Here is a 16,506-nt window from a genome sequence, read left to right on the forward strand (position 1 = left end):
ATCACTGCCGATTTTTATTTTTATATGTTGATTAGAAATATCAGTTTTCTTCCTGTTCCTGCTCGGCAATAACCTTATCAATATCAACAGAAACAACATCTCCGCTCTCTGTATCTTCTTCCTTCTCAGGAGCGAACATAGCCTTGATTGAAAGGCTGATCTTCTTCTCTTCCTCGTTGAAGTCAACAATCTTAGCTTCAACTTCCTGTCCAACCTTAAGTACATCAGCAGGCTTCTCTACATGCTCTTTTGCAATCTGTGAAACATGAAGAAGTGCGTCGATACCGGGCTCAAGCTCTACGAATGCACCGAAATCAGTCATTCTTGCCACTTTACCCTTTACAACGTTGCCAACAGCATACTTAACTGTAGCATCCTTCCAAGGATTCTCGTTGTCGAACTTTCTTGAAAGCGCGATCTTACTGCCGTCAATGCTCTTAACAAGAACTTTAACAGTATCGCCGATCTTAAATGCTTTCTTAGGGCTCTCAACACGTCCCCAGCTCATCTCTGAAATATGAAGAAGACCGTCTGCTCCGCCAAGATCGATAAATGCACCGAAATCTGTAACGTTCTTTACAACGCCTTCTACAACATCGCCAACCTTAATAGAATCAAAGAGCTTCTTAGCCTGCTCTGCCTTCTCGGCTGTAACGAGCATTCTTCTGTTACCGATGTATCTTCTCCTCTTAGGGTTGTACTCAGTAACAACAAACTGAATCTCCTGATCCTGATACTTAGAGAGATCTTTCTCATAACTATCGGAAACAAGGCTTGCAGGAATAAATATTCTTACTTCGTCTACAACGACTGTAAGTCCACCTTCGAGAACCTGTACAACTTTTGCTGTGAGAACTTCCTTGTTGTTGAAAGCCTCCTCGATTCTCTTGTTTCCTCTGTCGATAGCGAGTCTCTTGTATGAAAGAATAACCTGTCCGTCTGCGTCGTTTGTCTTAAGGACTTTGACATCCATTGTGTCCCCAACTTTGACTACAGTTGTAAGGTCAATACTGTTATCATTGCTATATTCGTTCTTAGTCAAGATACCATCGGACTTGTAACCAATGTTAAGAATTATCTCGTCAGGCTTAACGTCAATAACAGTTCCCTCAACAACCTCCCCCGTGTGAATTGTTTTGAAAGATGCGTTAAGCAACTGTTCAAAAGTTTCTTCTGACATAATTCTGAACCTCCTCAATAATGTTCTTTGGGGTTGATGCCCCAGCGGTAATCCCCACTAGTTTAACCGCTTCATTTCTCTCCAGATGTAAGTCATCCAGTGTCTGAATAAAATATGTTTTGGCACATTTTTGATTGCAAATTTCGTACAGTTTTCTTGAATTGGAACTGTGTGCCCCTCCGATCACTATCATCACGTCTGCTCGTGATGCAATATTCTCAGCTTCGGACTGTCGCTCGTCAGTAGCGTTACATATAGTATTCACAATATTAATATTGTAACCGTTATTCCCAAAGATTTCAACGGTTTCTTGAAATTTATTCTTGTTAAATGTTGTCTGAGATACAATGGTATACTCTTTATCTCGGTCACCGCGGAAGTTTTCGGCACTTTCGGGCGAATCGATAACAAAAACTTCACCATCTGCATAACTCACTATTCCTTCAACCTCGGGATGATTTGCACTTCCGACTACGATTATTGATTTTCCCTTTGCGCTCTCTTCGGATACTATCTTATGAATCCTCTTAACAAAAGGACAGGTAGCATCGATTATCTCAAGGCCTGTAGCAGCTATTTTTTCATGAACTTCTCTGGTAACTCCGTGGGATCTGATTACTATTATACCACTCTTTATTCCCTCAAGTTCATCAACCGATTCTATAACTTTTACACCCTTTTCTTCCATATCCTTTACAACTATCTCGTTGTGGATTATGGGACCGTATGTATATATATTCATTCCGGGATTATTCTTTATCTGTTCATAGACGGTATCTACCGCCTTGGTAACTCCAAAGCAAAAACCCGCATGTTCAGCAAGGATTACTTCCATACTGTTTCCTTTCAAATGCCCTTATAGAGCTCAATTATCTTATCTTTTACTTCTAAGATCGTCATGTCGGACGAATCCAGCAATATCGCATCATCAGCCTGCTTAAGAGGTGATATATCCCTGTTCATATCTCTGTAATCTCTGTCAATTATGTCTTTCTCGATCTCTTCAAGATTACACTCAACTTTTTTTGCTACAAGCTCCTTGTATCTTCTCTCCGCACGCACACGTGAGCTTGCGGTAAGATAAACTTTAAGGTCTGCATTCGGAAGTACCACCGTTCCGATATCCCTTCCGTCCATTACAACATCTGTAGCCTCTGCGAGCTTTTGCTGAAGTTCCACGAGTTTTTCTCTGACTTCTTTATTTACACTGATCGCGGAAGTCATGTTTCCGACTTCCTCTGTTCTTATAAGCCCGTTTACATTGTCACCGTTTAAATATACAACCTGCTCATTGTTCTCATGTCTGATGGTAATATCGGCTTTTTTACATGAGCTTACGATTTTCTCACTTTCATCTGCACCAATTCCTTCTTTTAACATATAAAGAGCCATAGCTCTGTACATAGCGCCTGTATCAACGTAGATAAAGCCAAGTTCCTGTGCGACCTGTCTTGCAATCGTACTCTTTCCGGCTCCCGCAGGTCCGTCTATAGCAATACTTTTAGCCATTGTATTAGTTTCCTCCATATATTAACTGATCGTTCCGGCGCTTTCTCCGGCCAGATACCCGGTAGACCACGCCACCTGAAGATTAAATCCTCCGGTCTCAGCATCGATGTCCAGAACCTCACCCGCAAAGAAAAGTCCCTTGACCATCTTGGATTCCATCGTGGAAGGATCTATTTCTTTTACATTTATACCTCCACGTGTGATGATCGCTTCATTAAAGTTGCGGGTTCCCACAACTGTCATCGGAACACTCTTTATGAGCTTAACAAGCCCCTGCCTTTCCTCTTTGGTAATATCATGAACAGCTTTTTCAGGATCGATACCTGAGAGTTTTATCATAACAGGAATAAGCTTTGTTGGAAACAGTCCGCCCAAAGCATTTTTAAATTGCTTATTTATCGCCCCTTCAAAATCGCGCAATATCCTCTTATCAAGCTGTTCTTCGGTAAGAGCGGGTTTTAGATCAAGAAGAAGCTTTCCCTTTGCATTTTCTTCATAATGGCAACTTGCCGTAAGAACAAGAGGACCGCTGACTCCGAAGTGAGTAAAGAGCATCTCTCCAAAGCCGTCATATACCGGCTTATCCGCCTTTTTCTTTTTCACAGAGGGTTTGTCATTCTCGTCTTTTGATAAAAAGAGCTTGAGGCCGACATTCTTAAGAGAAAGCCCCTGCAGATCTTTGCACCACTCTTCTTCTATTACAAAAGGAACAAGTGAAGGCACAGGCTTTACAAGAGAATGTCCGAGCTCCTTGGCAAACTTATATCCGTCTCCGGTTGATCCCGTCGAAGGATAAGACACACCTCCCGTGCAAACTATAACGCCGTCAAACTCTTCTCTTGTGATCGGATCGCCGCTTTTTGCATAAGTGATAGCCGATACCACACCCTCGCAGCTTTCTACCGACAATACCTCTGTATCAAATACGACCTTTACTCCCGCCTTTTTCACGGCATTGTAAAGAGTCCTTATTATATCGGATGAATGGTCCGAAACGGGAAATACTCTGTCCCCGCGCTCAACCTTCAGCTTACATCCGTTATTTTCAAAAAAGTCCATAACCGCGCTGTTATCATATCCATAAACCGCGCTGTACAAAAATCTGGGATTTCTTTTGACATGTCCAAAAAAATCCGTGACATCACAGGCGTTAGTTACGTTACAACGCCCTTTTCCCGTTATGTATATCTTTTTTCCGGGTTTCTCATTCTTTTCAAAAACAGTGACGCTCGCGCTGCTCTGTGCAGCAGCGAGCGCCGCCATCATTCCGGCTGCCCCGCAGCCGATCACTGCTATTTTCTTCATATTACCTATAAATTCCTAATTTTCCTCTTTTCCCATAAGGGACTTGATCGGTCCAAGCATCATAGGATCGTCGGAAGCAAAATCAATTTCATCATTAAGATAAACCTGATAGTTATTCCACGCCTCTTCAAGCATCTTAAGATCCGCCTTGACCTCATTGGGCTTTCTCATACATAGAGCAACCACAAGAGCATTTATTACGCTAAGCGGCGCAACAAGAGAATCTACAATAGATGCCATCTCGCTTCTTGCAAGAAGATTGCAGGAAGAATAGAGATTCATCGGTGAATGAACAGAATCCGTTATGGTTATTACCTTGGCATTTCTGTCATTGGCAAACTCCATACATTTAAGCGTTCTCATAGAATATCTTGGGAAACTTATGCCTATGATGGCATCTTTGTCTCCGATTCTGATCATCTGCTCGAACATTTCCGTGACACTTGTAGTTTTGATTATAACATTATTACCTCTGATCATGTTGAGATAAAAATGTAAAAAATCTGCTAAGGGTTCACAGCTTCTTATTCCGACAATATAAACCGTCCTGGCCTTTAAGATTATATCAACCGCCGTCTTAAAAGCTGCGACATCTATATTGTTGATGGTGCTCTCAATATTGGCCATGTCGGACATCAGGATAGTTGATAGTATCTCTCCCTCAGTACTCTTACCAAACTTTCTTCCGACCTTATCAACGGAACCAAACTTATCGCTGACCCACACGGAAAGTGCCTTCTGAAAATCAGGATATCCGTCATATCCAAGACTCATGGCAAATCTCACAACCGTAGATTCGCTCATACCTACAATCTTACCAAGCTCTGCGGCTGTCATGAAAACCGCCTGCTCATAATGATCGCAGATATAGGTGGCAATAGACTTTTTGCCCTTACTCATCTTGGAGTAACACTCATTTATTCTTGTTATAACATCAACATCATTTTCAAATTTCATAGACTGAATGCCTTATACGCCGATTCAAGCATAGAAACCGAAGTTGCTTCATCAAGATCGTAATCACCCGTCACCGCCATGCAGCCTGCTCCGTGGATATATATCCACATCTTCATAAACAGCTGCTGTGCGTTAGATATACCATCATCAGACGCTCTTTTAATCTCTTTTACAACATTCTCTTTTGAACCGTTTACAAGATCATACATACTCTTCTTCTCATCACCCTGCTCGGATACAAAAAGAAGTTTAAATAAATAGGGGAATTTCTGGGCGAACCCAATATAGGCAAGACCGAGGTCCACAAAAGGAACCTCATGATTTTTGGAACAATCGTTATAATAATCTTCGTAGTATGCTGCTGCTTTATCGTAGACATCTTTCTTAAGCGCGTCCATACTATCATAAATACGGAAAATCGGCTGTGTTGAGCATCCCGCCGCCGCTGCGAGTTTTCTGGATGTTATCTGCTCGAAACCTTCTCTCTTGGTAATCTTAAATGCTGCATTTACAATCTCTTTTTGCGTAATTGTCGCTTTCCTGGACATACTATCCCCTCCCAACATAATTCTGCATAGATTCATATAAAAGCATGCGTTATCATTTTACAGAATTAACGATAGAGTGTCAATGAATTTCACCACTCTCCATATATTATCTCGTTGAGAGGAATATGCCTTCTTTCTGCGCAGTTCCGTCTTCCGGATAGATTTCAAGATACTCTGCCATAAGCTTTGAAGCGGTAGCAAAATCGCCCCAATACTCATACAAACATGCCTGATTAAACAAAAGTGCCTGATTCATCGACTTGTCATTAAGAGCAATTCCCGACTCCAATGACAATCTCGCACCTTCATAAGCCGCATCTGCCTCATCATTGTTTCCTGCAGCCTTTTCATAGTTACCCATGCTTATCTGGCACATTCCGAGCTGATTGCATATTCTTGCACTGCCCGGATTATTGGTCAAATAAGCTTTATAAACCTTAATCGCAGCGCCATACTGCTGCTGTCTCTCATATGACTGTCCCAAAAGAAGCACAACAGGCTCTTTCTCATGACCGCCCTCGCCGTTAGCCTTGTTGAGATAATCCTGCGCTTCAGTATCATTTCCGAGATAAAAATAAATCTGTCCCTTTTCATAATTGGACATAGAATCCTCATCGTTATCAAGTGCATACTGAAGAATCGCATTGGCCTTGTCGGGGAGGTTATTATCAGAAAGTGCCTTAAATATCATTATTCTCATAGAATAATCTTTGGGATTAAGGCGGATCGCACTGGTAAAATCCGCATCTGCCGCGTCTTGGCTGTCAGGCCCCGCAGCAAGTTCACAAACACCTCTTAAGAAGTAAGCATTGGGATCTTTGTCTCTAAGGCTCAGGATAGCATCATAGATTCCCTTTGCTCTGTCAAAATCACCGAGCTTCATATATGTCTCTGCAAGATAATAGTTTGTGTCAAAGTCCATGTCATCAACGACACCGTCATCCGCAGCAAGAGAAGCAAGCAGCTCCTGAGCCGCCTGCTCATATTCAGTTATATTTAAATATACAATTCCTTTTCCCCTGTGGATGAGACAAGGATCCTCGCCATTCTCTTCTGCCTTTGCAAAGCTTTCCAATGCCTTGGTGTACTCGTGACTGTCTATAAAGGCAAAACCGGAGTCTATTCCGCTTCTGCCGGCAAAAGATCCGCATCCGCCAAGCGTAACAGAAATACATATTGCAGCTGCAATAATCCTGTACTTCACATTGAACCCCCTATTATCCCAAATATGCAGTAACCTCTACTTCACAAAGAACATCTTTGGGAAGCTGCTTAACAGCCACACAACTTCTTGCGGGCTTTCCGGTAAAGTACTTCTCATAAACAGCATTGAATGCCGCAAAATCACTCATCTCCGCAAGGAAGCATGTTGTCTTTACAACGTGCTCATAATCTGTTCCCGCAGCTTTTAAGATCTCACCGATATTCCGGCAAACTCTGTCTGCCTGATCTGTGATGGTTGTTGTATCAATCTCACCGTTCTCGGGATTGATCGGAATCTGTCCCGATGCAAAAAGAAAATCTCCTGCCTTTATTGCCTGTGAATATGGTCCGATAGCTGCCGGCGCCTTATCTGTCTTAATATATTCCACTTTATAAATCCTCCTCATATATTGATATTATTTATTTAAGAGTTCTCATCACCAAATACCGCGGTAACATAGAATCCTCTTGCATTCTCTTCAACTTTTGTAACAACTCCCTCTCGCTCAAGCATGCGCTCGCGGAAAGGAAAATTTCCCGACATCGCAAGAGACGGATCAATCGTATAATAATAGTTACTTGGAAGAACTCCCTCCGTAACCGTAACATGATCTCCCTCTTTCAGAAGTCCCGGTCGTTCCATTTTAAATGACATTTCTCTAGACATTTTAACACTCCTGATCAATCTTTTACAATCGCATGATGAAGCAGGTACTGATGCCACCTCTCATAAGCCGAAGCCTTCAAGTGTATATCATCCGTAGAAAGTTCCTCAAGAAGATTTCCGTTCTCATCATCAACAGCTTCATTCATGTCTATATAAAAAATATCCACATTATTGGCAAGATGTGAAAGAGCCTCATTTCGCTCGTTTATCGTCGGATTATTAAAGATCTTGTCATTATCACTCTTATTCTGCGTAACATGCATGATACCCTGAATATAAATGATAGCATCAGGCTGAAGCTCTCTTATTCTCGCAACAACTTCGGCATACTTCGCAACAAATGTCTCTGTCGTGCCGGTTCCGATCTCATTGAGTCCCAGCATGATATATATCTTACCGTATGGCTCATCGTTCTGAAGAGCCTCATCAACGGTCATCTTATTGCCTTCCTCATCCTTAAGGAAATCCTCTTCAAGCACTTTATGTATACTGAGAGACACCTTTGCATAGAACTTCGCTTTATCATCAAGCCCTTCGCAGTACTCCGAAAGACCTACGGTTCTGGAATCTCCGATAAAAAGAGCATCTGTAAAATAATCATCTGTAACTTCCACAAGCTCATACTTCTCAGCCTCTTCTTCCTCTTCCGGAACATCATTTGCAGACACATCGTTTCCCGAAACATCTGTAAGCAGTGCATTTGCAGCTTCCTCATTTGCTTTGTTCCTGGCAGCCATTTTCTCTTTATCAAGAGCTTCCCATGGCATAACACCATCTGAAACTCCCTTGGCCATCAGGACAAAAAAGGGCAATTCGGCAGGATCGAAATCCGTCGCATACTCACTATAAAGAGTGCCCTTCAAAATAAAGGACAGGGTGGATACTATTATTGAAAACATCACGACGCCCGCAAGCAACGGACAAGTCTTAAAACAGTTCATTACATAACACTTTCTTCAGAATTTGAAATACATAAACGGATTACCTGCCGAATTTGACAGACTGTAAACCGAAAACCAAAACAACACAAATAAAAATATCGTAAATACAAAATTCTTTCTGTGCTTTTCAAAGAACTTAAACACATGAGGAACAAGCAAAACCAGTCCCGCAACCAAAAGACCTCCGTATATTCCGAGATTTTTAATATAATCATTGCTGTTTACCGCAACGCCCGCGCCGAAGAACGGGAAGAGTCTCTTAAAGTAATTTATAAGACCTTCTACGTCAGATATAGCAAAGATAACCCATGTAAGTGGTATGAGAACAAGTACGTTAAATCTTCCAAAAATATTCTTAAGCACTCCCGGAAGTTTAAATACAATAAAACGCTCACATACTATTATCACAAAAAGTATAAGCCCCCACAAAATAAAGTTAAGCGTTACTCCGTGCCAAAAACCTGTAACGAGCCATACAACAAGAAGATTGAAAATAATCCTTATTGCGCCGACTCTGCTTCCGCCAAGAGGAATATAAATATAATCTCTGAACCATGAACCAAGTGTTGCATGCCATCTTCTGTAAAACTCCGAAACACTGGCTGCTCCGTAAGGATGATCGAAGTTGACAATAAAAGGAAATCCAAGCATTACCGCAATTCCCGATGACATAAGTGAATATCCCCAGAAATCATAGAAAAGCTCGAGAGAATAAGCCACCGCGCCTATCCAGGCAAACGGAGTAGAAATACTCTCATATCCTATTGTTGCAATCTCTTTCCAGAGCATAGCCAAATGGTCTGCAATAATAACCTTCATTGCAAGTCCCACAACAAAATATCTAAGTCCATCCTCGATATTGGCAAAGACTTCTTCTTTGGAGCTCTTTGTCGCTCCGGATATAAGTTCAATATTGTCGCTGTAATCGGTAAAACGCATGATAGGTCCCGATACAACCTGCGGAAACATGCAAAAATAAGCCGCAACATCTTTAAAGAGCGGCTTTGAATCAAGCTTTCCGTTATATGTGTCTGCCTGAAAAGAAATCATCTTGAAAGTATAGAAACTGATTCCGATAGGCATGAGACTATTATCAACAAACTGTCCCAAAAGTTTGAATTCGACAAGCATCAGGGCATCAATAACTACAATGAATGCAAAGAGAGCTTTCTTTTTCTTGCCCTCTTCTCCTCTGACTGCTTTAGCAAACAGATAATTGACAACAACAGCTCCCAAAAGAGCAGGAAACATCTTGATATCTCCCACAGCATAAAAGATCAGGCTGCCCAAGAGCAGTGTCCATGTTCTGTATTTAATGGGAGTCACATAAAACACTATTAAAAAAACAGGTAAAAACCTAAAAATAAAAGTCAGATCCGAAAAACTTATCATTTAACACATTTCCCAAAAATATTTAATTGTCGGCATTGTCATTATTATCATCGTTGTTGGCGTTATCATCGCCTTCAGGATTACCGCCATTATCAGCATTATCAGCGTTCTCACCGTTATCTGCATTGTTATCGGTATTATTTGCATTCTCTGCATTGTCATTATTGCTTGCATTATTGGCATTACTTGTATTTTCCGTGTTTTTCTTCTTTTTGGTATTACCGGTATTGCCTGCATTATTGGTATTATCCGCATTGTTGACATTGCTTTCGATATCTGCATTATTGGTGTCTCCTGCATTATCCGAACCGCCGGTGTTATTGATCTCCGCCAGTTTTGTCTTTGCAGATGCAGCACTCTGTGATGTAGGGAACTCTCTGATAATAATGTCGTATTTCTCCTTAGCCTTATCAACATCACCGAATTCTTTATAAGAATTTGCAAGGTTAAAAAGAATTGTTACATCCTTTTTGTTGTATTGATAAGCCTTTGCAAGGTCTTTTACAGCATTCTCGTAATCCTTCTTCTTGTACTCCTCAGCACCTTTTTTGTAATAAGGCTGTGCAAGCTGAGGACCTATTTTCTCCATAAGTGAATCACGAAGTTCCACCTCGGGAGAACCGTTCTCAAAAGTATCTAGATCAACTGCCTCAAGCGCATTCTTCATATCTTCTATATTGGAAGGATCGTTCATGTAGATGCTGCTGGCCTTCATAAGGCTGTTAACTGCAGCAGATTTGCTTCCGCTGTAGCCTTCGGCTTCTTTCTTAAGATTATCTACCTGTTTCTCAAGAGTCTTGATCTTCTGCTCATTTTCTCCGATCTGCGCGGTCTTTGAATCAGATATTTCACTTATATCAGCAATCTTCTGATCGTTGTTTGATGTAATACTTGCAATTCTCTGAGGCAGGATAAGAAAACATGATGCGGCAATTCCGAGAACCATACCAAGTACGATTCCCCAAATCGATCCTGACTTTGTAAGAACCGACTGCTTACGAGGCTGAATAATCATCTCGTTTCCGCTGTTATATCTGATGATCTCATCATTTCCCGAAGAAGCCACATCAGATACCAGTTTTCCGCCATCACCCGGAAGAAGCATGTTGTCTGCTTCCTTCAGATATCTCTTGGCCATAAGGTTTCCGGTATCAAGCTTTAACACCTTCTGAGCTTCCGTCTTTGCTCTGTCAAAATTACCTGCTTTCAAATAAAGAAGCGCCAAAAGAAGATGTGCCTTGATAAAACTCGGGTTCAAAGAAAGAACCTTTTTTAACTGTATAACCGCAAGGTCCAGACTGCCCTGACGGCAGTAGTTAAATGCAATATTAAACTTTTTAATAGTCTGATTAATGTCCTCAAGCTTTGACGGACTGTTTCTGACCATATCCATATAGTCATCGGCAATATTATCTTCAGGTCTTAAGTTCTTACTTATAACCCATTCCGAAAGGGCTGCGACAACTTCACCGGTCTCATAATAAACAAGTCCCAAAAGATTCCTCGCATCTATATTGTTCTTATCCATGCGAAGACTCTGCTGCAAAGATTCTATTGCCCCCGTTAAATCTCTGACTCCCGCCTTTTCAAGACCATCGTTATAAAAAAAGTTAGAAAAGCTCTCAAGCTTCTTGCTGGTAGCGATAGCCATTACTTACTCCTTTTTGTACTCTCAGTTTCTTGCTTAGCATCCTTAAGAAGCTTTATAAGCACATCTGACATATCATCAAGATCCTGATTATAGATAATATCCTCAGCATCTTCAATCTCTAAACTTGGCTTGAACTTTTTGAGTTCTTCTTCAAAATTTATCATTTAATATTCCTCGTTTACAACATTACTTTAAGCTGTCCCGCAAGATATAAAGAACCTGCCGCAAAAACAAGATCTTTTGACTTACGGACAGTTATTATATCTGTCACAGCGTCTCTTACATTACTGTAGTATTTGATGGGAACTCCGATTATTCCGTGCTTTTCCTTGCTGTCCTCGAAAGCACTCTTAAGGTCAGATACGGAAACCGATCGCTCTGTTCCAAGCACCGTAACGAATATCGCATCGAATGTTCCGCTTGTAAGTACCCTGTCTATGATATCCTGATACTGTTTGTCGGCAACCATGCCAAACAACAGCATCTTTCTTCCTTCTGACTGAATCGCTGTCGCACATTGTATGAATGCTTCAATTCCATCCATATTGTGAGCGCCATCCACATAGATGCCCGGTCTTACTTCTTCCATTCTGGCTTCCCATTTGGCACTCATAAGACCTTCTCTTATGTCAAGTTCAGATATCTCAGCGCCTTTATCGCGCAAAATCTCAGCCGAAGCAATCGCCAATGCGGCATTTTCCGCCTGATACACGGCTTCGGTAGTTACCTTTAACTCAACATAATTATCATATAAGGAATTATATGAAAAAGCAACGTATTTGTTCCCTGCATCATCCTTAACGGATTTCACGTCAGTGACGCTTTTTCCGTCAACGGACACGACTCTGGAATCCATCTCGAGCGCCTTGCTCTTGATGACCTCGCTGCACTCTTTTCTTTTGTCAAAAAACACTACCGGCACGCCTTTCTTGATGATACCGGCCTTTTCTCCCGCAATCTCCGGAAGGCTTTCTCCCAGATACTGCATATGATCGTAACCTATCTCGGTAATAACACAAAGAAGCGGTGACTGCACGGAATTAGTCGCATCAAGCCTTCCTCCGAGTCCCGTCTCCAATATAAGATAATCTACCGGATATACATAATAAAGAAGCATTGCTTCAAAAAACAGGAATTCGAAATACGTAGGGAAATACTCACCTTTTTTGTATTCCATTATTCTCTTTAACAATTCAACAAAAACTTCGGCAAAAATGCCGTCGGTTACCATCTTACCGTCGATACAAAATCTCTCGTTGATCTTCATAAGATGGGGAGATGTAAACATTCCGACTTTATATCCCGCTTTAACAAGGATATTGGACAGATAACAGCAAACAGAACCTTTTCCGTTTGTACCGGCCACATGAATTATCTTCATGTTCTTTTCGGGGTTGCCCAAAAAAGCCAGGAAATCCTTTGTATCTTCAATCGTATGTTTGTCTGTAAAACTTGGAATGGTATTAAGAAATTCCTCACACTCACTGACACTAAGTTTCTCTTCGTTGTCAGAGCGTCTGATAAACTCCTCCACTTTTTTCATAATTTCTTCATGCATAATCACACCACTAAGCCTGTACTCAATTAAATTCAAAAAAAATCAATGACAGGCACTGTCTACATCCCCCCGAATGTAAACAGTGCCGATGAAACACCGATCCTGCCGGTATTTCCTTAAGTCATCATTTTGTCAGCTGTTTAAGTCTTTCTGTAATCTGGTCGTAAGTCTGCTGATATTTCTGCTGTTTTTCTTTTTCCTCTGCAATCTTATCTGCAGGAGCCTTCGCAAGGAACTTCTCATTGCTGAGCATGTTCTGTGAACGCTTAAGCTCGCCCTCAAGCTTCTTCTGCTCCTTGGTAAGACGCTCTATCTCTGCTGAGATGTCAACAAGGTCAGAGAAAGGAATATATACTGTTGCTTCCGCAAGTACTACGGAAACAGCATCATCCGCAATGCCGTCCTTATTCTTCTGGCATACAGACTCTGATGCATACGCAAGTGATTCAAAGAAAAGCTTACCTGTTGAGAAAATATCAAGCACTTCGTCATTGTCGCTTACAACAAATACTTTGGCCTTTCTTGAAGGAGCAACGTTCATCTGTGTACGAACGTTACGGATTCCTCTTACAGCTTCCTTAATTGTCTCGATAGCCTTCTCATCTGATGCAAAGTTCCACTCATCCTTGTAAACCGGCCAGTCAGAGATCATGATTGACTCTTCCTCGTCCTGAAGTGTACAGAAAATTTCTTCTGTAATGAAAGGCATATAAGGATGAAGGAGTTTGAGCGCATTTATAAGCACTGTCTGAAGTGTCCAAAGTGCTGCCTTGTGTGACTCCTTGTCATCCGAATTGTAGAGACGGGGCTTAACCATCTCGATATACCAGTCACAGAATTCATCCCAGATGAAGTCATAAACCTTCTGAACCGCGATTCCGAGTTCGAAGTGATCCATGTTATCTGTAACTTCTTTAATAGTATTGTTGAGCTTTGAAATGATCCACTTATCAACAGGCTCAAGTCCCGCAGGTGCAGGCTGATGGATAGCACTCTTTTCGCCATCCTCCATGTTCATCATGATAAATCTTGACGCATTCCAAACCTTATTTGCAAAGTTACGGCTATTCTCAACTCTCTCATTATAGAAACGCATGTCGTTACCTGGTGCGTTACCTGTGATAAGTGTGAGTCTGAGCGCATCGGCACCGTAGTTCTCGATAATATCAAGAGGATCGATACCGTTTCCAAGTGATTTACTCATCTTTCTTCCCTGAGAATCTCTTACAAGACCGTGGAAAAGAACTGTCTTGAACGGGAATGTTCCCATATTCTCATAACTTGAGAAGATCATTCTGATTACCCAGAAAAAGATAATGTCATAACCTGTTACAAGTACGTCTGTAGGGAAGAAATACTTAAGGTCTTCAGTCTCATTAGGCCATCCGAGTGTTTCAAAAGGCCAAAGAGCTGATGAGAACCATGTATCAAGAGTGTCGGGATCCTGTGTAAAGTGAGTCTTGCCGCACTTAGGACATACTGTAGGAGCCTCTTTTGATACAACAACTTCTCCGCACTCATCGCAGTAGTATGCAGGGATTCTGTGTCCCCACCAGAGCTGTCTTGAGATACACCAGTCACGGATATTGTCTGTCCAGTTGAAATATGTCTTCTCCATTCTCGGAGGAATAAGCTTGATATCGCCGTCTTTTACAGCCTTAACAGCGGGCTTAATGAGCTCATCCATCTTAACGAACCACTGTGCCTTAACCATAGGCTCAACTGTTGTATGGCAACGATCGTGTGTTCCAACGTTGTGAGAATACTCCTCGATCTTAACAAGAAGTCCCATCTCATCAAGCTCTTTTACAATAGCTTCTCTTGCCTCATATCTGTCCATTCCGGCAAACTTACCGCCGTTGGCATTGATTGTGGCATCGTCGTTTAATATATTGATAACTTCAAGGTTATGACGCTTTCCAACTTCGAAGTCGTTAGGGTCATGTGCGGGTGTGATCTTAACTACACCTGTACCGAATTCCATATCAACATAAGAGTCTTCTACGATAGGAAGCTCTCTGTTCACGATAGGAAGAAGTACCTTCTTGCCCTTGAAGCTCTTGTATCTGTCATCATCAGGGTTAACTGCAACAGCTGTATCTCCGAGCATTGTCTCGGGACGTGTTGTTGCAAACTCGATAAACTCTGTCTTTGAAACAGTTCCGTCAACATCGATAACAGGATATTTGATGTGCCAAAGATGTCCGGCCTGCTCCTCGTACTCTACCTCTGCATCAGAAATAGATGTCTTACAGATAGGACACCAGTTTACGATACGGCTTCCTTTATAAATGTAGCCCTTGTTGTACATCTTAACGAAGACTTCGTTGACAGCTTCATTACAACCATCATCCATTGTGAAACGCTCTCTGTCCCAGTCACATGAAGAACCGAGCTTTTTGAGCTGGGAAATGATGGTTCCGCCGTACTCTTTTTTCCACTGCCAAGCTCTCTCAAGGAACTTCTCTCTGCCAAGATCTCTCTTGTCGATTCCCTCAGCTTTGAGCGCATCGATGATCTTAACCTCTGTCGCAATACTCGCATGGTCGGTTCCCGGCTGCCAAAGTGCATTATATCCCTGCATTCTCTTATAACGAATAAGGATATCCTGCATTGTATTATCAAGGGCATGTCCCATATGGAGCTTACCTGTGATATTTGGGGGCGGAATCACGATGGTAAAAGGTTTTTTGCTTTTATCCACCTCAGCATGGAAATATTTCTTTTCCTCCCATTTGGAGTAGAGTCGACCTTCGATTCCCTTGGGATCATAGGTCTTGGCAAGTTCTTTGTTCATAGTCTTCTCCTTCTTCAAAAAATAAACGCCCTCTAACAGAATTAATCTGTTAAGGACGTTAATAACGTGGTACCACCTTAATTCACAGAAGATCATAAAGACTCTTCTGCCTCATTTCGCATCATTCAATGCGCTCGTCTTATAACGTAGACAACACGGGGACACTTATTGGAAACCATCCGAATATAATCTGTTTCCTTTCTGGGTGCCCGGTTCAAAAGCTACCTTCCACACATTGCAAGCCTGCATCCTCTCAGCGCGACAATATCGCAGACGCATTCTCTTTAGACCGCAAGTTGCGTGTACTCCTCTTTCTCATAACCTTTAAGTATTATTTGTGTCTTAGCTTATCAAATCACACTAGGCTTTGTCAACATACTTGAGAGATGGGGGATTGGTGTTGTTGCATTCTATTCAAATTCAATCAAAAAACACCATCTCCAGAAAAGAATCACAAAATTCTATCCCCGCATATTCTTTTAGCTCTCTCCTTTAACTCCCATTGGAATCCATAAAAATCTGAAACTTGTGGCAAATAACTTTCCACATTATCTTGCGTATTTCTTCTCATAGCAGCGGAAATCTCACGCGAATTCATCTCAAATTCTGCGCTTTGATCCTTTTCTTTCTCAATCTCATAAATCAATAAATCCATCATCTCTTCTATATCTCTGACAGTAGTCATTCCCTCTGCCATATCATAAAGGCACTCATCCAAACACTTTGCCGCCCCACTCCACCATAATAAGAAAAATAAAACCAACCTCCATTAATTCCTATTACAGCTTTTTCAAAATA

The 16,506-nt window shown here is 41.6% G+C and carries 16 protein-coding genes; all 16 read right to left on the reverse strand.

Annotated features, from left to right (window positions below; all coding sequences use genetic code 11):
* Positions 1-40: 40 nt before the first annotated feature.
* The 16 genes from rpsA to T356_RS0113935 all read right to left on the reverse strand — a co-directional run bounded on the left by rpsA (position 41) and on the right by T356_RS0113935 (position 16,405).
* Positions 41-1,180: a 30S ribosomal protein S1 gene (rpsA, locus tag T356_RS0113860; RefSeq protein WP_026514996.1), complete on the reverse strand. Its 1,140-nt coding sequence runs from the start codon at positions 1,178-1,180 to the stop codon at positions 41-43.
* Complete coding sequence (gene ispH / locus T356_RS0113865; RefSeq protein ID WP_026514997.1) at positions 1,161-2,015, reverse strand: 4-hydroxy-3-methylbut-2-enyl diphosphate reductase; 855 nt, start codon at positions 2,013-2,015, stop codon at positions 1,161-1,163. Before ispH ends, rpsA begins: the two co-directional genes overlap by 20 nt.
* An 11-nt stretch (positions 2,016-2,026) precedes the next feature.
* Complete coding sequence (gene cmk / locus T356_RS0113870; protein ID WP_026514998.1) at positions 2,027-2,689, reverse strand: (d)CMP kinase; 663 nt, start codon at positions 2,687-2,689, stop codon at positions 2,027-2,029.
* Positions 2,690-2,710: 21 nt separating this feature from the next.
* On the reverse strand, positions 2,711-3,994 hold the full coding sequence (locus tag T356_RS0113875; RefSeq protein ID WP_026514999.1) for an NAD(P)/FAD-dependent oxidoreductase: 1,284 nt from the start codon (positions 3,992-3,994) through the stop codon (positions 2,711-2,713).
* Positions 3,995-4,009: 15 nt separating this feature from the next.
* Complete coding sequence (locus tag T356_RS0113880) at positions 4,010-4,951, reverse strand: MurR/RpiR family transcriptional regulator (protein WP_026515000.1); 942 nt, start codon at positions 4,949-4,951, stop codon at positions 4,010-4,012.
* A complete protein-coding gene (locus T356_RS0113885; RefSeq protein ID WP_026515001.1) occupies positions 4,948-5,499 on the reverse strand; it encodes a TetR/AcrR family transcriptional regulator in 552 nt (183 codons plus the stop codon). The genes T356_RS0113880 and T356_RS0113885 overlap by 4 nt, the downstream gene beginning before the upstream one ends.
* Before the next feature lie 106 nt (positions 5,500-5,605).
* Positions 5,606-6,703, reverse strand: a complete 1,098-nt coding sequence (locus T356_RS0113890) for a tetratricopeptide repeat protein (RefSeq protein ID WP_026515002.1) — start codon at positions 6,701-6,703, stop codon at positions 5,606-5,608.
* A gap of 13 nt (positions 6,704-6,716) precedes the next feature.
* A complete protein-coding gene (locus T356_RS0113895; RefSeq protein ID WP_035781175.1) occupies positions 6,717-7,109 on the reverse strand; it encodes a RidA family protein in 393 nt (130 codons plus the stop codon).
* A gap of 17 nt (positions 7,110-7,126) precedes the next feature.
* Positions 7,127-7,369, reverse strand: coding sequence for a hypothetical protein (locus T356_RS0113900; RefSeq protein WP_026515004.1), 243 nt, complete (start codon positions 7,367-7,369; stop codon positions 7,127-7,129).
* A gap of 14 nt (positions 7,370-7,383) precedes the next feature.
* Positions 7,384-8,310, reverse strand: coding sequence for a GDSL-type esterase/lipase family protein (locus tag T356_RS19555; RefSeq protein ID WP_035781178.1), 927 nt, complete (start codon positions 8,308-8,310; stop codon positions 7,384-7,386).
* Between the two features lie 15 nt (positions 8,311-8,325).
* Positions 8,326-9,702, reverse strand: a complete 1,377-nt coding sequence (locus T356_RS0113910; RefSeq protein WP_051563451.1) for an MBOAT family O-acyltransferase — start codon at positions 9,700-9,702, stop codon at positions 8,326-8,328.
* Between the two features lie 22 nt (positions 9,703-9,724).
* Positions 9,725-11,353 carry a tetratricopeptide repeat protein gene (locus T356_RS19560; protein ID WP_051563452.1) on the reverse strand — a complete coding sequence of 543 codons (1,629 nt, stop codon included), beginning with the start codon at positions 11,351-11,353 and terminating at the stop codon, positions 9,725-9,727.
* The gene (locus T356_RS21330) at positions 11,353-11,517 is read right to left on the reverse strand and encodes a hypothetical protein (RefSeq protein ID WP_035781180.1); all 165 of its coding nucleotides are present in this window, start codon (positions 11,515-11,517) and stop codon (positions 11,353-11,355) included. The genes T356_RS19560 and T356_RS21330 overlap by 1 nt, the downstream gene beginning before the upstream one ends.
* A 14-nt stretch (positions 11,518-11,531) precedes the next feature.
* Positions 11,532-12,896, reverse strand: a complete 1,365-nt coding sequence (locus T356_RS0113925) for a bifunctional folylpolyglutamate synthase/dihydrofolate synthase (protein ID WP_197020921.1) — start codon at positions 12,894-12,896, stop codon at positions 11,532-11,534.
* A 139-nt stretch (positions 12,897-13,035) separates the two neighbouring features.
* Positions 13,036-15,708, reverse strand: coding sequence for a valine--tRNA ligase (locus T356_RS0113930; protein ID WP_026515007.1), 2,673 nt, complete (start codon positions 15,706-15,708; stop codon positions 13,036-13,038).
* A 451-nt stretch (positions 15,709-16,159) separates the two neighbouring features.
* Positions 16,160-16,405: a hypothetical protein gene (locus tag T356_RS0113935; RefSeq protein ID WP_155839044.1), complete on the reverse strand. Its 246-nt coding sequence runs from the start codon at positions 16,403-16,405 to the stop codon at positions 16,160-16,162.
* Positions 16,406-16,506 lie beyond the last annotated feature (101 nt).

The organism is Butyrivibrio sp. LB2008 (assembly GCF_000621565.1).
Classification (GTDB): domain Bacteria; phylum Bacillota; class Clostridia; order Lachnospirales; family Lachnospiraceae; genus Butyrivibrio.